Annotated in this window: 13 protein-coding genes and 1 pseudogene; 4 read left to right on the top strand and 10 right to left on the bottom strand. The window is 38.5% G+C overall.

Going from position 1 to position 22,181, the window contains the following annotated elements; all coding sequences use genetic code 11:
• Window positions 1–32: 32 nt before the first annotated feature.
• Entirely contained in the window at window positions 33–2,081 is a 2,049-nt protein-coding gene (locus BT_RS16035; RefSeq protein WP_011108682.1) for a helix-hairpin-helix domain-containing protein, read from the bottom strand.
• A gap of 145 nt (window positions 2,082–2,226) precedes the next feature.
• Here BT_RS16035 and BT_RS16030 point away from each other — a divergent pair, with 145 nt between their 5' ends.
• Complete coding sequence (locus BT_RS16030) at window positions 2,227–2,802, top strand: DUF4294 domain-containing protein (protein WP_048698124.1); 576 nt, start codon at window positions 2,227–2,229, stop codon at window positions 2,800–2,802.
• Between the two features lie 382 nt (window positions 2,803–3,184).
• Here BT_RS16030 and BT_RS16025 read toward each other — a convergent pair whose 3' ends face one another.
• Window positions 3,185–3,712: an RNA methyltransferase gene (locus BT_RS16025; protein WP_008762785.1), complete on the bottom strand. Its 528-nt coding sequence runs from the start codon at window positions 3,710–3,712 to the stop codon at window positions 3,185–3,187.
• Between the two features lie 491 nt (window positions 3,713–4,203).
• Between BT_RS16025 and nadA the strand changes: the two genes are divergently transcribed.
• Window positions 4,204–5,142 (top strand): quinolinate synthase NadA, encoded by a 939-nt coding sequence (gene nadA / locus BT_RS16020; RefSeq protein ID WP_008762783.1) that lies wholly within the window; start codon window positions 4,204–4,206, stop codon window positions 5,140–5,142.
• Between the two features lie 155 nt (window positions 5,143–5,297).
• Here the strand turns inward: nadA and BT_RS16015 are convergent, their stop codons facing one another.
• From BT_RS16015 to BT_RS16005, 3 genes are read right to left on the bottom strand one after another with little or no spacing between them, the layout of a single operon-like run.
• Window positions 5,298–7,322 (bottom strand): glycoside hydrolase family 97 protein, encoded by a 2,025-nt coding sequence (locus tag BT_RS16015; protein ID WP_011108680.1) that lies wholly within the window; start codon window positions 7,320–7,322, stop codon window positions 5,298–5,300.
• Between the two features lie 37 nt (window positions 7,323–7,359).
• Window positions 7,360–8,265 (bottom strand): glycerophosphodiester phosphodiesterase family protein, encoded by a 906-nt coding sequence (locus tag BT_RS16010; RefSeq protein WP_011108679.1) that lies wholly within the window; start codon window positions 8,263–8,265, stop codon window positions 7,360–7,362.
• 31 nt (window positions 8,266–8,296) lie between these two features.
• Window positions 8,297–8,968, bottom strand: a complete 672-nt coding sequence (locus tag BT_RS16005) for an SGNH/GDSL hydrolase family protein (RefSeq protein WP_008767407.1) — start codon at window positions 8,966–8,968, stop codon at window positions 8,297–8,299.
• A 199-nt stretch (window positions 8,969–9,167) separates the two neighbouring features.
• Here BT_RS16005 and BT_RS16000 point away from each other — a divergent pair, with 199 nt between their 5' ends.
• A complete protein-coding gene (locus tag BT_RS16000) occupies window positions 9,168–10,895 on the top strand; it encodes a right-handed parallel beta-helix repeat-containing protein (protein WP_224200529.1) in 1,728 nt (575 codons plus the stop codon).
• A gap of 144 nt (window positions 10,896–11,039) precedes the next feature.
• Here BT_RS16000 and BT_RS15995 read toward each other — a convergent pair whose 3' ends face one another.
• The 5 genes from BT_RS15995 to BT_RS15975 all read right to left on the bottom strand — a co-directional run bounded on the left by BT_RS15995 (window position 11,040) and on the right by BT_RS15975 (window position 21,413).
• Window positions 11,040–12,332: a DUF4998 domain-containing protein gene (locus tag BT_RS15995; protein ID WP_011108678.1), complete on the bottom strand. Its 1,293-nt coding sequence runs from the start codon at window positions 12,330–12,332 to the stop codon at window positions 11,040–11,042.
• A 20-nt stretch (window positions 12,333–12,352) separates the two neighbouring features.
• A complete protein-coding gene (locus BT_RS15990) occupies window positions 12,353–13,561 on the bottom strand; it encodes a DUF5000 domain-containing lipoprotein (RefSeq protein ID WP_011108677.1) in 1,209 nt (402 codons plus the stop codon).
• Between the two features lie 19 nt (window positions 13,562–13,580).
• Window positions 13,581–15,596 carry a RagB/SusD family nutrient uptake outer membrane protein gene (locus BT_RS15985; RefSeq protein WP_011108676.1) on the bottom strand — a complete coding sequence of 672 codons (2,016 nt, stop codon included), beginning with the start codon at window positions 15,594–15,596 and terminating at the stop codon, window positions 13,581–13,583.
• A gap of 11 nt (window positions 15,597–15,607) precedes the next feature.
• Window positions 15,608–18,769, bottom strand: a complete 3,162-nt coding sequence (locus BT_RS15980) for a SusC/RagA family TonB-linked outer membrane protein (RefSeq protein WP_162303094.1) — start codon at window positions 18,767–18,769, stop codon at window positions 15,608–15,610.
• 217 nt (window positions 18,770–18,986) lie between these two features.
• Entirely contained in the window at window positions 18,987–21,413 is a 2,427-nt protein-coding gene (locus BT_RS15975) for a glycoside hydrolase family 95 protein (RefSeq protein WP_011108674.1), read from the bottom strand.
• A 167-nt stretch (window positions 21,414–21,580) separates the two neighbouring features.
• On the opposite strand from BT_RS15975, the pseudogene BT_RS15970 reads away from it, so the two are divergent.
• Window positions 21,581–21,904, top strand: a pseudogene (locus BT_RS15970) (two-component regulator propeller domain-containing protein); the annotation flags it as partial.
• Between the last annotated feature and the right edge of the window lie 277 nt (window positions 21,905–22,181).

Here is a 22,181-nt window from a genome sequence, read left to right as displayed (position 1 = left end):
ACTATTTCATAATATCCAAAGGCAAAGATACTTTAAAACTTAATACGGAGTTGCATTTGTACGTCAGCTTTTTTATTTCCAAGGATTAAATCGTTGCCGGAACCTATTTCATTCCGGTCGAGATAAACGGTTTCTCCGAACTTAGTTATAAACATCCAATGTTCATTCGGCTCATATCTCAGACGGACGGCACAGCGAAATCCACGACCTTGAAAGGAGGGAGTGTAAAATGTATAAAGCAATCCCTTCTCTGATACATATACCCGCGAATCATAATCGTCTGTAGAAAAATAACTGCCTTGAACGTCAGCAAACAGCCTGGTCCAAGGCAGTTGGGAGGACATCATTTGTGTAACTTGATATCCTTTACTAGCAGCCCTGTCTTGAGAATGAAAATGGTTGTAATCTAAAGTTGTACGACAGCTAAACACATCTCCATAAAAATAGTTCAAACGATATCGAAGTTGGTGATGAAAAATAGGAAGCGTTAGGTTTTCTTTGCTACCTGTCAAGTCACGCTCTTTCTGTTTATAACGATATTTTAAGTACATTGTCAAATTATTGTGCGGAGTAAACGTAGCCTGAAGCAATCCGTCCATACCCCGGGAAGGTTTGCTGATCCGGTATTTCTTCCACGGGAAAGAAAACAGATCGAAGGAAGCAAGGATGTGCCAATAGCGGAAAGGGGAAGTTTCCACCCCCAGATAATATCCCTGTTCGTTTTGAACCGCACTTCCTTCTCCAAAAGAATGGGCGAACATGGCCCAATAATTATATGAATAGTATCGTTGTACGATCATCAACTGAGTTCCTTCCACCGGTGAATATTGGAAGCGGTTCAAAGTAGCACTGCCTTGTTTTCCCATAGCTGTCTCTCCTTGGAAAGAAAAACGATGCCAGCGGTAGGCATAGTCTATTCCTAAATTGTAGAACTGATTTCCATGAATGTTGTATTGAGAATAACCTGTTAATTGCGGTTCATAAGGTCGGTTGAAAACATAGTAAATACCGGTGATACCCAGCCGGATACGGTTCTGTTGATAACTCACGTTTCCACCGGTCAGCTGCATGGTGAATACGTTCTTCTTATCGGCTTCTTTCTGGCTGCGGTGTAGTCCGGTTTTATAGATAGAAGTTATTTCGCCATCGGTCAGCACACCGTCCAGCGAACGGTGTGAGTAAAAGCCGGACACACTCCATTGTTTTGTAATGCTTACGGTTGCCGCCGCTCCCCGAAAATAATTAGTCTCGTCAGTAGAAGAATGTTTTCTGATTCCTCCGCTGCGGGTGTTGAAAGAAGAAGCATATACGGTCTTTCCCAGTAAGTAATCCGTGCTGATCACCAGCCCCTGTCCGAAACTTAACCGATAGTTACCAACAGCCAATGTTTTTAACCGCCCACAGTCTTTGAATAAGAGATAAAAGGAATAATAATCATATCCTTGACGATTGTGCAGAGCAAGGAAGGGTTCACCGGCATCCTTCTCCGCAACGAGACCTGCATAGAGCTGGTCGCGATAACGGAAAGCGTATTTAACAGAGTTATAAACAGAAGGTCCCAAATAAGTATGTTCATAACCTTTCCGCTTATAAAACGGTATATCTATGCGAGTTAGCACTTCATTCTTTCCATACTTCATAGCGCTTTTCAACATAGTTTTCCACCGAAAAGACGACTCATTGTTAATAGCTTTGATGCATACGAAAGGCAATAGATACTGAATAGTCTGCCTGTCCATATCCTCTATTAACTGAAGTTCATAAAGTGTTTCCATCTGCCCATGCACGTATATATAGGCCAGCAGATGTTCAATCTGAATATCACTGAGAAAAGGAAATTGTTCCAGTTGTTGACGGGTAGCCCGGTTTAAATCTACAGGTTCGTGAAGGCGGACGGACAATTCTTCCAGTTCATTCTCCCAGTTGGGTTCATTAACAGCATTATCAACACTATTATTAACAGATAAATCTTCAAAAATATCTTCTATAAGACTTTGAGAAGGGTTTTGAGCACTACAAGCAGGAATAATGAACAGGCTGTTTATAATACTTATCAACCGAAATAGTTGAGTAGTTTTCATCAATAAATTATTTGTTTGCACCTTGCGTTTTTACAGACAAGGCCGCAAAGATACTTTAAATAGGTTAACGTCTAAAAGAAATGTCTGAATAATAAAATTTTAATTCTATTTTTGTAACGTGAAAAGGAGGCTTAACATAGTAATAATGATGGCGTTTGCTATGGTCTGTTCATCGAAGATGCAGGCACAGGACAAGCAAAGCATCAACGGATACTTGGTTCCAATGTGTATCTACAACGGAGATACCATTCCATGTGTCCAGTTAAGGACTGTTTATATCTTCCGCCCGCTAAAATTCAAAAACGAAAAAGAACGGCTGGAATACTACCGGCTGGTACGTAACGTAAAGAAGGTATATCCTATCTCCAAAGAAATTAACCAGGCTATTATTGAAACTTACGAGTATCTTCAGACATTACCCAACGAGAAGGCTCGCCAAAAACATCTCAAACGGGTGGAAAAAGGACTGAAGGAACAATATACCGCACGGATGAAGAAACTCTCTTTTACACAAGGCAAACTCTTGATTAAATTGATAGACCGCCAAAGTAATTCCACCAGTTATGAACTGGTGAAAGCTTTTATGGGACCTTTCAAAGCAGGATTCTATCAGACATTTGCCGCACTGTTCGGTGCCAGTCTGAAAAAGGAATATGATCCGTTGGGAGAAGATAAACTGACGGAAAGAGTTGTGCTGCTGGTAGAGAACGGACAAATCTGATTCACCTTGTCATAAGGTTATCAACGTTGTTATTAACCATCATATTTCTATTAAATCCAATTCCACTATCACCATAGGAAAATTACCCCGCTTTATCTGACTTCTAAGGTATTAACAGTTGACCTGTCAGGTGTTAATAGTCTGCATGAGAAGTATTAACAGTTGAGAAGTCAGCTATTAATAGCTGTGATGCCATCTGATAACAGCTTGAAACAGGATGGTTAATAAACACTGAATCAATCAGACTCAACCAAGAGTAAGTTGCTACAATATTCTTATCATCACACATAATTATGAACAGAAAAAAATAGTTGGTTAATAGCAAGTTAACTATGATATCAACCACTTATTAACTAATTATTAACCGACTGATTTTACACCGTCAACGCAGCTTTTTGAACAAATCCCAGATGACAATGCCCGTTGTTACAGACACGTTCAGAGAATGCTTGGTACCATATTGGGGAATCTCGATACAACCATCCGAATGATCAATCACTTCCTGTTGCACCCCTTTCACTTCATTTCCCATTACGATAGCGTACTTCTTCGTCTTGTCCAGTTCGAGTCGATCCAGCATAATGCTGCCTTCCGCCTGTTCTATCGAATAAACAATATATCCTTCTTTACGGAGGTTATCAACAGCATCAACAGCGTTATTAACATACTTCCAGTCAACAGTGAACTCTGCGCCCAAAGCCGTCTTATGCATTTCGGGGTGGGGAGGGGTGGCCGTTATTCCACACAGATAGATACACTCGATACGGAAAGCATCCGACGTGCGGAATACCGAACCTATATTATGCAGGCTACGAATATCATCCAGCACTACCACCAGAGGCAGTTTTTCTGCTTGTTTAAACTCTTCGGCACTGATACGGTTCAGCTCTGTTATTTTCAGTTTTCGCATACGTTGTTCATTTATTACGTTTCGGTTGCAAAGGTAGTTCTTTTCTGTTAACAGAGGTGTTGATAACGGTTTAAAACCTGTCAAAACAATCGGGAAAGAATTTGAAAAATAATTCTTGCATTATTCAAAAGAAGGTATAAGGGGCCTTCATTATGAACATTCCAAAAAACAAAGACAAAACTTTCTATGCAGACATCAACATATTTTTCAGCACTTATCTGCCTGTTTATATCCATAAAGTTTTTAACTTTGCACTTTATCAACAGGGAGTTAATAGCATTCTCCCATTTGATAGGGCTTACATTGATAATGAAGATAATAAATAGTCAATCTTCCACCTTTCCTTCCGTTCATAACGGACTCATAAAGCAGAAGTATGGACTAATAACTTATCCGGCAAGAAAAATCGTATTTATTTGCTAACACTATTAACAGGCTATCATCACTAACAAAGGATTTTTTTTAAAAGGAAGAAATAAAAGAATATTATTATGAATAATCTCATAAAGGCTATTAATGAGCTGAAGAAAGAAAAGAATGCAATCATTCTGGGGCACTACTACCAGAAGGGTGAAATACAAGATATCGCCGATTACGTTGGCGACAGTCTGGCGTTGGCTCAACTGGCTGCCAAAACGGAGGCGGACATCATTGTGATGTGCGGCGTTCACTTTATGGGTGAGACAGCGAAGGTGCTTTGTCCGGATAAGAAAGTGCTGGTGCCCGACATGGAAGCGGGTTGTTCGCTGGCGGACAGTTGTCCGGCGGATCAGTTTGCGCAGTTTGTCAAAGAGCATCCGGGGCACACCGTTATTTCGTACGTGAACACGACAGCTGCCGTGAAGGCGGTAACGGATGTGGTGGTGACTTCCACTAATGCCCGGCAGATCGTGGAAAGTTTTCCCAAAGATGAGAAAATAATCTTTGGTCCGGACCGGAATCTGGGAAATTATATCAACTCAGTTACGAACAGGAATATGCTGCTTTGGGACGGAGCCTGTCATGTGCACGAACAGTTCTCGGTGGAAAAGATCGTGGAATTGAAAACGCAGCATCCGGAAGCATTGGTGCTGGCACATCCCGAATGCAAAAGTACGGTGCTGAAACTGGCAGATGTGGTAGGGTCTACAGCTGCACTGCTGAAGTATGCGGTGAACCACCCGGAGAATACGTATATCGTGGCTACCGAATCGGGTATCTTGCATGAGATGCAGAAGAAGTGTCCGCAGACAACGTTTATCCCCGCTCCTCCGAACGATAGCACCTGTGGATGTAACGAGTGTAGCTTTATGCGGTTGAATACGTTAGAGAAGCTCTATGAGTGTCTGAAGAATGAGTCACCGGAGATTACTGTAGATCCCGAAATAGCGGAGAAGGCAGTGAGGCCTATTCAGCGGATGCTGGAGATTTCGGCGAAGCTGGGATTATGATAGGATATACAAACGGTACCTTCCAATACATTAAACGGTACCATCCAACATACTGGATGGTACCGTTTAATGTATTGGAGTGTACCATTCCGTGTATCAGATGGTACCGTTCTTTGAGATGTAATTATCTCATTTAAATTTTATTCATAGCGATATTAGTTTTCTGCTTCCAAACGAATAACGAATCCACCGCCTTTTGCCATATTTATATTCAATATGGTTTTACTATCCACTGTTCTTTTCTCTACCATGTATTCTTTAGGTTGCTCGTAGGAGTTCGGAGCGTCTTTAAAGATAGTTGCCTGATAGGAGACATTGTCTTTCAGGAAGCTGAGGTTCACTTCTGTAGAACGGGCATCCCAGTTGGTCATTCCGCCCACATACCAGTCATTGCCTTTTTGTTTGGCTGTCACGATGTATTCGCTTAATTTTGCTTGCAATGGCAAGGTCTTATCCCAAACTGCGGGAACTTTGGAAAGGAAGTCGAGTACATCCGGATATTTATTGTATTCAGTGGGTGAGTCACATAAATAAGCCATCCATTGGTCGTAAATGACAAACATGGACAATTCATGCGAACGTGTTCCCATGCTCATGGGCGGAGTATTATCTATATCCATCGGTCTGAATTCATCCTGAGTGACACTTCTCATGGATCCCGGAGTATAATCTGCCGGTCCTGCCAACAGGCGGATGAAAGGAAAACGAGTGTGATATTCGGGAGTCAACGTCTTTTCCCAAAAGTTACATTCCGCTCCTCTTACTGCTTCATAGTTCAGTATATTGGGATACGTGCGATGCAATCCGGTAGGGACCGGGCAACCGTGGAAAATAGCTACCATTTGCTTTTCGGCCAGACGTTCTGCAAATTCTTTTCCCCATCGCATGGCTATCTGGTCATTCCGTTCGAAAAAGTCGATCTTTGCTCCGGATACACCGTAGCTGTGCATTTTAGCGATCCAGTCGCTCGGATTCTCTCTGGCGCAACTAGCCCATGTCCAGACGATAATCTTCACATTCCTTTCTTTGGCGTATGAGCATAGTTCTTTGATGTAATCTTCGGACCATCCGGCATCCAAGGTCATATATTCGATATGATTCTTTGAAGCCCAGTCTACGTAGTATTTATATAACTGGGGAGAAAGCTGCTTGTTTCCACTGGGGAAGTCAACACCTTCCAAAACGGCTTTGTGCCACCATTCCCATGCACTCTTTCCCGGTTGGATCCAGGAAGTATCGGTCAGACGGCAAGGATCGGCCAGTTTGTATACCAGTTCGTTGTTCAATAATGATTTGTCATCTTCCGAAACGATGATGACACGCCACGGAAAACTACGGTTTCCATCAGTCTTTGCGATGTAATTCTCTCTGGTAACAACCAAATGATTGGAATACCAGTAGTAAGGATTGGAAGGATCGGAGTCTATTGTTTCTTTTGGGTAATTAGCCCATTTTCCGCGCATGGAGTTGTAGCCGTTGGATTCCATATACAGAGCCGGATAATCATAGGTATTTGATTCCGTTATGACCACTTTATAAGGAGAATCGGGATATTCGTATAATACCGGAGAAACAGCAAAACGTTCGTAAGGAATTTCCAACGGACCTTTGTAGACTTTATAGAGTCTTTCAAAGTTTCTATATCCTTGATGTACCTGATGGGTACGTCCGGATTGATCCGTTTCGCCGGAATAATTAGCATCGCATTCCGGATAATAGATGGTTGGGGTGGAAGCAAAGTTGAAAATGGCATCTTCACTGATGATTGTAATTTCTCCGTTGAGACGGGTGACGAAATGATAGGCCACTCCTTCATCATAAGCACGTACTACAAGGTCGCAACTGTCATTGAAAGAAACGGTAAGTTCATTATAAGCATCCTGTAATTCTTTGTTTTTACCAACAAGGACGTCGATAGTCTGGTTCACCTTTCTTTTCTTTGCCGACTTTACACTTCCGTTGCCGATTACTCTGCCGTCCGCCAGATGTAATCCGATGGGAGAAGGAAGTATAAGTTGTGTATTATCGTACCATACTTCGTATTGGGTACCTTTGTCTATTTTCAGTTTAATCTTCAGTTTTCCGTTAGGAGAAACCGTTTCATATTTCTCTGCCTGTAGCGTGCAGCTTAAAGAGAATAAACAAAGGAGTATTAAATAACTGATTTTTTTCTTATCCATATAATGTGTTTTATTGAGAATTAAAGATGTTATTAATTTAATTGTGCCAACCTTTTTTTCTTAAATAATCGAGCAAATAAGCAGGTTGATCTGTTTGTAAAATCCGGGCTCCTAGCTGTTCGATCAGATAACCGTAGCTTTTTTCCGGATCGGTCAGTGCAAGATTATCATCATGATTTCCTGCAAGTGATCCCCATAATGTGTTATACCAAATCAAACTTTTCTTAAAAAGTAATTGTTTTATTTTTGGAGGAAGCGGATTTTTGGGGTCTGAATAAATAATTTCGAAAGCAGCAGGACGTAATTCTTTCAAATAGTCTGTGATTATTTTCTCAGCTTCTTTGTTACCTAAATCTATTACTGGCATATATAAAACTTTATCCAAATAAGAACCAAATTCTCGTTTGACAGTTTCTATAGGCTGTCCTCCTTTCATGATTACTTGATTTTGGGTTTCGGTTTTTTCCAATATAGCATATACATCGTCAAAAATGTCATATGCTTTGTCCAAATTAACCATGATTTTTCCTTTTGCTGTTAACAAAGCTTCTTCTAAAGTGGGCACAACATAATTTGTTACTTTTCCATCCTTATCTTTCAATTTTAACTTTTTTATATCTGCCAGAGTCCAGTTTTTAATTTCTCCTTTTCCAGTGGTAGTACGATCTAGTGTATTATCATGCATTAGAATCAGTTGTCCATCTTTTGTTTTTTGAATGTCAATTTCTACAATATCTACTTTCATAGCAATGGCGCTGTCAATAGCAGCAGTTGAATTTTCCGGTGCGCTACGCCAATTTCCCCGATGAGCAACAACTAACACTTTGTTTGATTTTGGATTTAAGAAAGTATTTTTAATTGTTTCTACATGTTGTTGTGCCGTTACTATGCAGGTTGATAAACAATAGATAATTAATAATAGAGTTGATTTTTGATTTTTCATTATTGCCATATTAAAATAGAATGAATAAGGTTTAATGTACTAATACATTCTTTATAACTTTAATCACTTGATTTGCTAAAGCTGAATACCCTGCGTCAATCGGATGTGTCCCGTCTCCGCCTGCATAATATTCGGGGTGGTCGATTACTACTTTCCATAAGTCGTTCACTTCTATGCTGGCACGATTGATATGTTTCAGTGCAATCTGATTACGTACATTCAACCGTTCGGTGATAGGGGCAAACTCTTTCATTCCTTCTCCGGTACGGACGGGAGTGGTGTTTGCCCAGATCAGCTTGGCTTTAGGGGCGTATTTACGAATGATTTTGATTAATTTTGGGAAACTTTTATCATACTCTTCTTCTGTATAATCGAATCCGTGCAAACCATTATTGAAATGGATAACGTCGAACTTTGTATTTTTGAGTACTACGGCCAGTTCTTCGATTAAAGCCGGATCACCTACACTTTTCGAATTGGAGAGCCGTCCTACATATGCTTTTTCTTTCAGAGCTGCTTCTACTTTTCCGTAATATCCGCGTGTGATGGAATTTCCGATAAGCAGTACGTGTGGAAGATCTGTTTTGTTAGCTCCGGGAATCCAAATGTCAGACCATTCGATATATTCACGTGCAATCTTTTTCTGTGCATAAGTGAAAATACAAAGAGACAGTAGAATAAATGTAATAAAGGTGTGTTTCATTATTTTCTTTTTTAAATTGGTTATGTTATATAGGTTCGGATACAAAATTAGGTAATAACAGAAAGATTATATGTGTACAAAGCAATCAAAAAATGAAATATTTGCAGCAAACATTCTATTTTTTGATTGCTTTATATCTATAATAGGGTATAGATAATTTCTATCTTTGTGAAAAAAGTAAAATTTGAAGATCAATATCATGAAAAAGTACATTTTATTTATGATGAGCGTTTGGTTCATCCAGTTGGCTATTTTTGCCCAGTCTAGAATAATAGAGGTTTTTCCGGAGCAGGGAAAAGATATTGAAAATATAGCGTTAGCTTTAAAAAAAGCTGCTGACTGTAAAGGAAGGCCGGTTACTGTAAAGTTTTCACCGGGAATTTATCAGTTAGACCGTGCGAAATCATCACAAGTGTTATATTATATATCAAATACGACTTCTGAGTTGGATGATCCTGATCCGACTAAACATATCGGATTGTATCTTAATACATTAAAGAATATCACTATTGATGGTTGTGGGTCAACTTTATTGATGAATGGTGAAATGACAAGTTTCGTACTTGATAAATGTGAAGGTATTGTTTTGAAAAATTTTAATATAGATTATAAACATCCTACTCAAACAGAGGTTGAAGTATTGGAAGAGGGGAATGATTATTTGATTGTTCAGGTACATCCCACATCCCAATATCGGATTGTAGACGCACAGTTGGAGTGGTATGGTGATGGTTGGTCTTTTAAGAACGGAATAGCGCAGTCGTATGACCGTATAAGTGAAATGACTTGGCGTTCTTGGAGTCCGATGGAGAATTTGCTTCGTACAGTAGAACTTCGTCCAAATGTGTTATATCTGCAATATAAAGAAAAACCACAAGTAGGACTACATACTATTTTTCAGATGCGCGATTCTTTCCGTGACGAAGTGAGTGGATTTGTAAACAGAAGTAAGGGAATACTGTTGGAGAATATCAACTTCTATTATTTAGGAAATTTCGGGGTAGTCTGTCAATACAGTGAGAATATTACTGTTGATCGTTGTAACTTTGCTCCTCGTCCAGGTTCAGGACGTACTAATGCGGGATTTGCTGATTTTATTCAGGTTTCTGGTTGCCGTGGTATGATTGATATTAAGAATTCCCGTTTTATAGGTGCACACGATGATCCTATAAATATACATGGTACACATTTGCGAGTAATAGAATTTTTGTCGGACAATCGTTTAAAACTTCGTTTTATGCATGACCAGACTTTTGGATTTGAAGCCTTTTTTAAAGGAGACGATATAGAACTTGTTGATTCACGTTCTCTGTTGGTAGTAGGGAAGTGTAAAGTAAAAGAGGCAAAATTAGTAACGCCAAGAGAAATGGAACTCACTCTGTCAAGTCCACTCTCTTCGGAGGTAATGCAACAGAAAGACCTGGTTATTGAGAACGTGACGTGGACACCGGAAGTGCGGATTACAAACAATTACTTTGCAAGAGTACCAACCAGAGGGATTCTTATCACAACACGACGTAAGTCTCTGATAGAAGGAAATACATTCTACGGCATGCAGATGAGTGGAATATTTGTAGCCGATGATGGATTAAGCTGGTATGAGTCAGGACCGGTACATGACTTGACTATTCGTCAAAATACGTTTTTAAACTGTGGAGAACCGATTATTAGCATTGATCCGGAGAATAGAGAATATAAAGGGGCGGTTCATAAAAATATTACTATTGAAGAAAATTATTTTTATATGAGAAAAAATAGCTCATGTGCCATTCGAGCGAAGGCTGTTGATGGTCTGATGATACGTCATAATTTGATTTATTCTCTAGATACTGAAAAAAATAAAGAGTCTGATTTTATTCAGATGTATAATTGTAATGAAGTTACAATAAAAGAAAATCGGGTACAGTTGCACCACCTATTTAAATAAATTCTATTTCAATTTTAAAAGAAATAGATAAATATATAGTAAAAGATTTGATTATAGTAAACCCTGGAAATTTATAATACAAACTTCCAGGGTTTATTTTTATAAGAATAACATTTGATGAATAGCTTAATAAAATGGAGAACTTTATTCAGCTACACTCCACAATCTTACTGACTTAAATTCTATATTTCTACAGATATCTGAGAAAGATACTACCCAGCCTACGGTAATAGTTTTTTCTTCTGTTAGTTCAAATATAGGTAAGGCAGATGTTTTATTAGTATGTTCTGACTCAAATTTGAGGTAAGAGAGGATAATGTCTGACTTTTCCAATTCTTCATTGTCGGGTAGTGATTCGCCTTGAGCTACAGCAAAATGGATATTGGTACTGCCAGAACCTATATTTGCGGCGTTTTTTACTTCGATACGCATTTCATACTTTCCTTCTGGTAAAGTAAATGTTTGCCAGATCTTTCCGTTGTCATAATATCCCTGACTCCATTGTGTTGTTTCGAACTGAATTGTTCCATCGTTATATTCTGTGAAGCCGGCACCTCCATTGGCATTTTTAGTTTCCATAACTTCATTCCATTTCCAATCGTAAGGTTTTCCCCATTTATTGTTTACATCATATCCTCTAAATGGATATCCGGCATTCTTAATATAAAGACTGGTTAGGTCTTTTGTAATGCCAATGTAACTTTGGGAAGGCAATGTAACTTCTTTATATTCTGTAACAAATTCGTCCAAGGAAGTTGTTGTCGGTTTATATATACTATTGTACCGGAGTATTCCATTAGCTTTAAAATTGTCGAGTTCTGTTGTAGTCTCGTCAACTGAAATATATTTCGAGCCTAAAGTTCCGTCCTGACGTTCATATTCAAGGTTACAGCCTACTAAACCATCTCCTCTTGATATATTCCAATTCAGTTTGGCTGCCCATATTCTTTCTGATTGTCCACTTTCATTTACAATTTCTTTTTGTTCAGGAGAGATACTATGTAAAATCCGGTTGGTTAATGCTTGTTGGTATAGTTCGCCATATGCATAAGCAGATACCTCTGTCGGGATAGATGTGTTGTTTTTGGGATCATAGGTGACTATCGAGAAGTCATATTGTCCTTCTGTTAAATTCTCTAACATAAATTCGAAGGTTTCTCGTGGTTCCGTACGTTCTATTGGAAACTCTTTAAACTTTTCTTCCAATGTAATAGGATCTTTGTAACTGATAACACATTTTACCTGATTTACACCGTACATCATTTTTCCTTCTATTTTGATTCTGTTTTTTCCAGTAAAAGCTTTGAGTGAATCAAGTTTTCCTACATAGATTTTTTCTCCCTCGTCTAGATAAGGCTGAATGCCATCCAGCATGCCATTACATGAATAGAAAAAGCACAGGATACTACAGAGAATCAATATATTTATTTTTTTCATACTTTTGCTTTGTTAAAAGGTTATTGTATCGGGGTTCCGTAGAACCAAAGTTGCTGCATAACTACCAATCCGGCACCGTCATGAGTAGAAAGTATTTTAAATCGAATGTATCTTACTGGAGGAATATCTGCTAGAAATTCAAATTCTTCTCCTTTACTAGCATATGTTATATCTTCTTCTGAATTTGAACCGGTGGGCCATCCGGAAGGTTTTATGCTTTCACAATCTGCCAGTTTGGTCCATCCGTCCCAACTTCCGTCCGAAGATGGTAAATCAGAACGTCCCCATACTTCCCATTCTTTGATAGCACCTGCACGATAGTAATAACTACCTCCCATGGAGCGTTGCCATGAGGTGAAGCGGCTTAATTGAGCGGTTTGACCCATATCGAATGTAAACCATACAGGAAACTCGGAAGGATTAAAGTCATAACCGTGAGCATAATTCCAACTGTTTAATCCATGATCTCCATTGAATAAAGACTCCAAAGTATGACCTGCGTTGTCCATCTTTATATCATTGGCTAGATAGAAAGTTTTGAATTTGGTCAAATCCAATTTTTCTTCATATAGTGGTGTCAAGGTTGTTAAGTATTCTTCTGACTGGTTATCATATAGATCGCGGACACGAACTTTAAAATCATGTGGTTCGGCAGAGAACCCTCGGAGTGTAAAGCCGATGTTTTTTACAGAAGTATATTCTGTATGTTCTATATTCCAATTACCTTTTGAATCTTTTGTAGATACATCAAAGATGAGATAGTTTCTGCCTCCATTTGTAGTATGTATATAAATACCTCCGAATGTAGGATTTACCTCTATTTCTTCAATGGCAGTAAGGTATGCCGGTTTTCCAGGTACTATTTCGGTGATGATAGCTTCTCCTTCTTTCTCCATTTTGTTAACGGCTGAGATTACTAGTTTTTTCGGATTCGTATTTCCGAAACCTTCTATTGTCGTTTCATCAGTATAGAGAGAAGCACGTGCTTCCATTTCTTTTCCATTGTCAAGTGTATATTTTATTTTGATATACAATAGATCTTCGTCTGTTGGAGCAATGAATTTCAATGTCACTCCACCAGGAATTTGTTCATAGGAAGTCACTTGTACTGTACCAGGAGCATGTCCACTGCCATCCCCATAAGGTTTATGAGTTTCTACATCTTCGCAACTGTGTAGCAATACTGCCGCACATGCTATCCATATATAATATAAGATTCTTTTTTTCATTGTTTTTCGATGTTTATAATTACCATCCATACGTTTGAATTAATTTGTCGTCTACTTGTAAGTCTTGTTTTTTTATAGGCCACAAATAGTCTTTAGTTGTAAATGCGCGAGGAACAAAGAGAGTTGTGACTTTATAAAAGTCTTCCTCTATTTCTCCTTGTACGTTCCATCCTTTAATGGATTTACTCAGTTCTTTTGAAGCGTCTTTCCATCGTCTGAGATCATTGTATTGATGTCCTTCCAACGCAAGTTCAATTTTACGTTCCTGTTTGATGATACTTCTCATCCCATCTTTAGTTTTAGGTTTGGTAGGATCATTGCTGTACTTTTCCCATGCTACTCTGACATCTCCTATATCTTCGGTCTGTCCAAGTACACCTTTTTTCAATCCAGAACGTTCGCGTACCTTCCGTAGGTATGTATAAACTTCTTCCGGTACATTATTATCACCTTCTGTAGCTTCATTAAGTGATTCTGCATACATTAGATACAAGTCGCCTAATCTGATAATAGGGAATGGGTATTCGTAGACTACTTGTGAAGATTGAGTTATAGCATTTTGATAATATACTACTTTTTTAGCGAAATAACCTGTAATGGAGTAGTTAAATCCCCATTTGTTTCCAGAGTTTCTTCCATATTTACCATCTACATAATTCAAGTCATTGACATCTGTACGTCCGTTACCATACCAAGTGGAACCATCGAAACCGAGAGACCCGTAGAAGCGGGGTTCTCTGTTGAAGTGAAGTACGGCAGTGGTCCAGCCTGTTCGCATGTTATATTTATCAGCACTAGTCACTTGTCGGGTTGTGTAACGATTATCATATTTTCCGCTTGTTAACCATTCTTTGTCTTCGTCAATGGGCACTCCATTTTTACTGTAAAATTGTTCTGCAGTTTCCAGTGTAGGAGCATATACACCTGCTGCCCTGCTTTGCAAAATACTGCCTGTTACTTGACCGTTTCCACTTCCTTGTTGCAAAGAAGGAACGATACAAGCCATCGATAGGTTTTGCAGTTCATTGGTACCCTGTTTGCCTACGCTCCATATCAATTCGGAGTTAAAACGTTCTGTTACTGTTTGACGGATATTCATGCTGTAAAATATTTCTTCTGGTAGGTCCTGGCTATAAGACATGTCCATGCTGCAGTCATAAAGTTGACATCCGTTGGTTTCTGCAGATTCTATGGCCTCTTTACATGCTTCAGCTGTTCTCACCCATTTTTCACGGCTGAATTCTTGGTTGATGAATGGTTTTCCTTCTTCATTTCTGAAATTTGCATAATCTTTGTTTCCATTGAAGAGAGGACTAGCTGCCCACAGCAGTATTTTGGCTTTAAGGGCTAATGCTGCAGGTTGTGTCAAACGTCCCATTTCTGTAGCTTCCATAGTGATGACTGGTGGCAAGTCTTTGTACGAGTCGTCTATGAGCTTTACCATGTAATCAACTATTTGATCTACCGGCATGCGAGTAACTTTTACTCCTTCTGGATCAGTCGATACAGGAAGAGCTTTGTCTACAATAGGAATAGGGCCATAGTGTTCAAATAGGAAAAAATGGTAATAGGCTTTTAGTACGTTTACTTCGGCGATCCATCTTTTTCGTTCAGAATCTGTCAAGTCGTTCACTTTATGCTGATCTCTTACATAATCAAGAAAGATATTACACTCTCTAATGGCACGGAACATGGGAAGATTACTGCCTCCTTCTCCGTCCCAATAATTGGCATAAGGAGCATCAATATTCTGTAATCCACGGGCTATATAAAAGCTGACTTCATTGTCAAAGTGAGAGTCATTAGTAGTATAGAACCAACATTCGTGTCCGGCTCCCATGCCGGGAATTCGTTTGACAGATCCATGGTCTGGAACAAAATGGTAGCAGTTGGCCAAATAGCGTTCGGCTGTATTTCTGTTGTTGAATACAATGTCCAATGTTGTCACATTATCGGGAACTATATCCAAATAATCTGAACAAGAACAAAGCAACGTCAAAATGATAGTCGGAATATATTTCGTAATTTTTTTCATATCATTGCTTTTTAGAAGTTAATGTTAATGCCGAGGTTATATACTCGCTGAATAGGATATCCTAGGCCATTATTACCCATTTCTGCATCCCATAGTTTAAATTTGCTGAAGGTTAGTAGGTTACTTCCTGTTAAGTATAGGCGCAAAGATTGTACACCTATTTTTTTCAGAGCTTTTTGCGAGAATGTATAACCTAATTCTACAGTTTTCAGACGAATAAATGATCCGTCATGCATCCACCAGGTACTTGTTTGCATATTATTTTCAACAAGTGTAGGAGATAAACGTGGCCAAAATGCGTATATATTACGATTGTCTTCAGACCAATGATCTTTGGCTATAACATCCAAACATTGTTGAACACCCGTCTTTCCACCTGCATCGTAGTTTACAAAAGGAGATGTGTTTCTAGGGTCGATGAAAAAAGATACTCTTGCATTTCCTTGAAAAAACATAGAGAGGTCGAATCCTTTGTAGCCGGTAGAGAAACCAAATCCGTAAGTAATTTCAGGTTGATTAGGATAACCGAGAAAAATTTGGTCTTCACTAGTAATTTTTCCATCATTATTTAAATCTTTATATTTAATATCTCCCGGCATGGCTCCACCATTGAAACTTGTTTGTGAGGGAGAGTTGGCAACATCATTTTCATCAATAAATAGGCGTTCGGCGATATATCCGTAATTAAAGTTGATTGGTTGCCCTATTCTAGAACGATACCCTTGTCCGTAACTAGCATAATCTGGTTCTTCATAGACTTCATACCTTCCTTTGGCAAGCGTGAAATTACCCATTCCTTTTATCCAGAAATCTTTATTGGCAATATAAGAATAGTTGACTGATAAATCAACTCCTCGGGAAGATGCTTCACCTATATTAGCACTTACTCCGGCAGAAAGTCCCATTGTAGAAGGAATGTAGGCGCGGTTTTGGTAAATTTGAGTACGACGTTCATAGAAGAAGTCAGCTTGAACTTCTAATGCACTGTTGAACATACCTAATTCAATACCAAAGTTCCCTTTCTTTGATTTCTCCCATGTAATATTAGTGTTGGGATAACGAGAAATAGATACACCATTCATTTGGTTGCCGTAATTTGTTCCAAAATATTGGCCACGTCCACCATCATTTGGATTTACTTCCGATAAATAATAGAAACGATCATCTGAACTTCCAATGGCATCATTACCTACCAGACCATAGGTCATTTTGAATTTCAGTTTATCCATTGTGTTTAATAATGGCTCCCAAAAGCTTTCGTTCGAAATGATATACCCTAAACCGAAGGAAGGGAAGAAACCGTATCGTTCGTGAGCAGCAAACCGTTCAGAACCGTTATATCCAAAGTTGAATTCTGCAAAATATCTGGAATCGTAAGCATAGGTAAAGCGACCTGCTAGCCCTTGGTTTCTGCGTGGTAGTGATTTCTGTAGAGTGTCTTCACTTGATCTTTTTTCTTCTCGGCGAGTATATACTAACATTCCGCTAGTGGCATGCACACCGAATGTTCGGTTATAGCTGATGGCAGCTTCTACATAGTTGGTAGTGTTGATATTTCTGCTTCCTTGATTGTATGACAAATACTCTTCCCCTTCTACAATGTTAGTCAATGTATAACTATTGGTTTCTTTGTCATAGTCGGCCTGATAATAATAAGGATTGATAGCTCGAGTAAGGTCGGAATAAGAAGAGCGAGTGGTACTAACTAAGATTCGGGCATCCAATCCTTTGGTTACGAAGTCGAACTTTTGTTTTAATTCTGCTTGTGCAGCTACCAATAAATTATTGGATTCTTTGTATCCTCTAACCATATCTGCATATGGATTAATGTAGGCTCCTTTATCGGCATTACCAAATAGCACATGCGTAGCATTGACATATTCGCCTGTTGCAGGATAACTTTTAGGATACATAACAGGGCTTGTCTTCATTACCTTCTTATAAAGTCCTTCACCACTGTCCAACGGACCGGTATAGTCATCAAAATTTCCATTGACGCGAATAGAGAATTCTGTAGTCTTGCTAAGATCCATATTGATATTAGACCGAACAGAATAACGTTGCCAGTTAATGTTACTGTTGTAGTTGTTGAGTTTATCATTTTTGATCACTCCTCCGTCTTTGGTATATGAAGCTGCTACATAATAACGTACTGCACTGCCTCCTCCACTTAGATTAGTATTTACTCTTGTAGAAAGAGCGTAGTTATTGAATAGTTCATCATACCAATTTACTGCCGGATAACAATATGGGTTGGTACCAGCAATTGTATTTTCTATTTTTTCTTGACTATAAACTGTGTAATTAGCGCTGGCGGCAGGATTGTTAGGATCACGCCGAGAGTTTACAGCTTCATTATTTAATCGCATAAAGGTGATAGGATCTGTTAATTCCACCTTCTTTCGAGGAGTGGATACTGATTGTTCTACACGGACGGATACTTTCGGCTTTCCGGCGACTCCTTGTTTAGTGGTCACAAGGATTACTCCATTTGCTCCACGCGCGCCGTACAAAGCAGTGGCTGTAGCGTCTTTCATAATAGAAAATTGAGCAATGTCATCCACATTCAAGCGGGCAAGATCATCTGTACTCAATTCAATGTTGTCAATCAAAATAAGAGGATCTTTTTTATAACCAAATGTTGTGGCACCACGCACAAAGAACTGAGCATTGTCCTTACCGGGTTCACCTGTTGTTTGGAAAGCAATTAGTCCGGACATTCTTCCGGCAAGAGCGGTTGTCAGATTGCTACTCGGTACTTTCAGTTCCTGTGGATTTACTGTAGAGATGGCACTAATTACGCTCTCTTTCTTTTGCTTGGCAAAAGCAACTACCGTTACTTCGTCAAACTCATTAGCTTCAGGAAATAATTTAATAGAGTAAAAGTCGTTACTATCTACTTTTATTTCTTGCTTTTTCATGCCAAGAAACGAAATTTCTAATATATCTCCGGTTTTTACTCGCATAGTGAATTTTCCGTCAATATCTGCAATTGCACCACCTTGACTGTTTTTTATTTTGATGGTAGCTCCTGCCATAGGTTCATTATCGTCACCTGTCACTATACCCTTCACTTCTCTATTTTGCGCATATATACTTGTCGCAAAGAAAAGACAGAATATGACTGGAATCAGTCGATTCATTTTAAAGAATGAAAAAAGTCTTTCTTTCATATTTTTCATGGATAATTTAAAATTAATATTAGGTTAATACATTTCAGGCAACTAGATCGTTGTCTTGTCAGTGGTGGGGAAATCTCGAATTCGTTTCATATATTATTAGATTTAATGTGATAATTTTCTAAATTCAACGAGTCAAAATTAGGTAAATGTGTTATTTTAATAGTGTATAAACGCAGCAAAAAATAACGCATTTACTGCAAAATTGTTATTAAGGGATGATTATGGTAAGATTATCTCCTTTATTCATGGATATATAAATTAGTCCATCATCCTTTATTTTAGGAATGAATGTTTTTTTGTTCAACTTCCAACAGTATAGTTTTGCATTTGATAGACGAAGAGTAAATTCTATTGGAGCGGTAGCTTTTAGTACTGCATTTACTATTTGGCTATTTTTCCAACTCGCATCTATTTCAATACCTCCCCGAGCACAAAGTCCTTTAAAATTTCCGTTTTTCCATTCTTTAGGTAAGCACGGTAATAATTCAATGCAATTATCGTGACTTTGTAATAACATTTCTGCAATACCTGCTGCTCCGGCTGTATTCCCGTCAAAAGCGAAGATGTCTTCACCTGCTCCGGCAATACCAGCGGGAGAAACTGTAAACATGTTTTCACGTGATAGTTTTCCAAGTAATTGTTTTACACTATTATAAGCATTTTCAGAGTCTTTTAATCGGGCATAAAAGCAAATCATGTTAGCACGACTCCATTCTGTATCTTCCCAATCTTTGGCTGCTAAACGTCTTTCAATAGTTTTTCGGGCAGCTTTTGCTAATTCGGGTGTTTTATTTAAGGTAATCTGAGAATAAGGATAGAGGGATAATAAGTGTGTGGTGTGACGGTGATTGGGATGTGCTTCTTCGTAATCTTCAAACCATTCCTGTACTCCTCCGTTTGTGCTGATACGGAAAGGAGGGAGTTTGCTGATAGCGGTACGGAGGCTGTCGGCAAATGAGGCATCGACATTTAATATTTCCGTAGATTGCAGGCATGCCGAGAATATCTCATAAGCCAGTACACGGTCGCAAGTCGGCATCATAGATGCGCAAAATTCTTGTCCTTGATGGCGAAAACTGTTTTCCGGCGAGATACTAGGACCTGTTACCAAATAGTTATTTCGTGGGTCTATTACCATATAATCTAATAGAAATTCAGCATTACTTTTTAATAATGGATATGCGGTATTCTTTAAAAAATCTTTATCTTGTGTGTAATCATATTGTGTCCATAAATGAGAGGCAAGCCAAGAAGATGCAGTCGGGAATAATCCCCAAAGAATACTACCTGATACAGCTGTATATCCCCATGGATTGGCTGTAGTATGTGCAGTCCATCCTTTACAACCATATAAATCTTTTGCTGTTTTTGCACCATGAATTGATAGATCTTTAATATAGTCAAAAAGAGGGAGATGACATTCTGCTAAATTACCTACATTAGCAATCCAATAATTTTGTTCAGTATTGATATCCAAATGATAATCGTTAGTCCATCCCATATGGCAAGCGAGATTATCGTTAAAAAAACCTTGTAAAGCTACAGGTAGAGGAGAATTAGGACGTGAAGAAGCGATCAACAGATAGCGGGCATATTGGAAAAATAATGCATCTAATCCAGGATCAGATTCTCCTTTCTTTACCCGTGCCCAACGTTCATCGTTTGGTAGGTGATCAAACTTTGCGTGATGCTCAAACGAAAGTCCTACCCGGGAGAAAAGTGGAGAATAGTCTTCTATATGTTTTTTCTTCAGAGTCTTAAAATCTTTCTTTGATGCTAATTCAATTGTTTTCTCACATTTTATTTTGTAGTTGTAACCAGAGAACGTATTGTTTTTAAAATTGGTACGTACATCAGATAATAAAGTGACTTCAGTAGCTTTCTCAATATAAAGTTTTTTCCCTTCAGCCTTTATTGTTCCTCCTTTTATTTGTACAGCAATACGTCCTTCAAAATGTACTCCTCCTTTACCATGTTTTTCAAATTCTGCATTACCGGTATAAATAAGTTGGTTACCGGATGCTACTACATTTGCCTGTCTGAGTAATTTCAATTCAAGTTCCATCGTTATTGCTTTTGGACGACTAGCTTTTATATGCATAGCAACTACGTCATCTGGATTAGAAGCGATACATTGGCGTATATATTCAGTATTACCTACTTTATAGCTAACTGTATTTATAGCAGTATGTAAATCCAGTTCATGGCGATAATCTGATATTTCTCCTTGAGGATATGAAAAATTTATTTTCAAGTCACCTATGGGAAGATGTGTTCCTACTGAATGTGGGCTACCTGCCATCATATTTCCTGCGACATGATTACCTTCTGACAAGTTATTTTCAAAAAATAGCTTTCTTACTTGATTGAGTTTTTCTCTTCCGAATGGACGTTGCTGATGTTCATCATATTCCCCTGACCACATTGTTGATTCGTTTAGAGCGAGTGTTTCTGTTTCTATGCCACCATAGATCATTACACCAAGACGACCGTTCCCCAAAGGAAGAGACTTCATCCATTCATCTGCAGGTTTATCATACCATAATTTCATTTTATTCTCGGTTGCCTTCAGTGACAGACTACCACTAACTAGAAGTGCGGCCCCTATTATCAGGCCTAATGTTACGTTTCTCATGTTATAAAATAGTTTATTTCAAAATGATATTGCAAAGGTATAGGAGAAGGGAAAAGTAAAAATGAACAAATGCGGCTATTACTGAAACAAATGCGTCAACTCCTTTTTATATACTGTTTTTTAGTGTATATTTGCGCGCACAGCCAAATATAACCACTATATAATTTATGAAGAAACACCTACTACGATTAGCTTTCATAAATGGATTGCTATTCTTATCTATTTGTATTTTTGCTCAAGAATATTCTGATTTTTATTTCACCCGTGTTAATGGAGAAAATGGTTTATCAGAGAGTAATGTAAAAGCAATCTTGCAGGATAGCTATGGATTTATGTGGTTTGGGACAAAAAATGGGCTCAACCGCTATGATGGAACTTCTATTCTCCAATTCGATTGCGATGATTTGGAGGAGGGTACAGGTAATCATAATATTGGTGCTCTTTTTGAGGATAAAGAAAGGAATTTATGGGTTGGAACAGACAGGGGTGTTTAAAAATCTAACTCGCTCTAATTTGGACTTTGATTGAAAATCAAGAAGTTGGGCGTTTGCCTATATTATATAGGTAACAATATGGAAACGAGCGGACTTCTGCTCGTTTCTGTATTTTGCAATATGCAAAGAACGCCTTCAAATATATATGCAAAGATAAATCTAATTTTCCAAAAAACACCTTTTTTACTTTGTTTTTATGATTATTTATGAAACGGGCAATATTGCGAAATACTCAATTATTTGCATGTTTCGTAAACATTTTGAGGCTATTGTT

Origin of the sequence: Bacteroides thetaiotaomicron VPI-5482 (assembly GCF_000011065.1) — a bacterium.
Classification (GTDB): Bacteria; Bacteroidota; Bacteroidia; order Bacteroidales; family Bacteroidaceae; genus Bacteroides; species Bacteroides thetaiotaomicron.
This window is presented reverse-complemented; position numbering and strand designations above follow the sequence as displayed.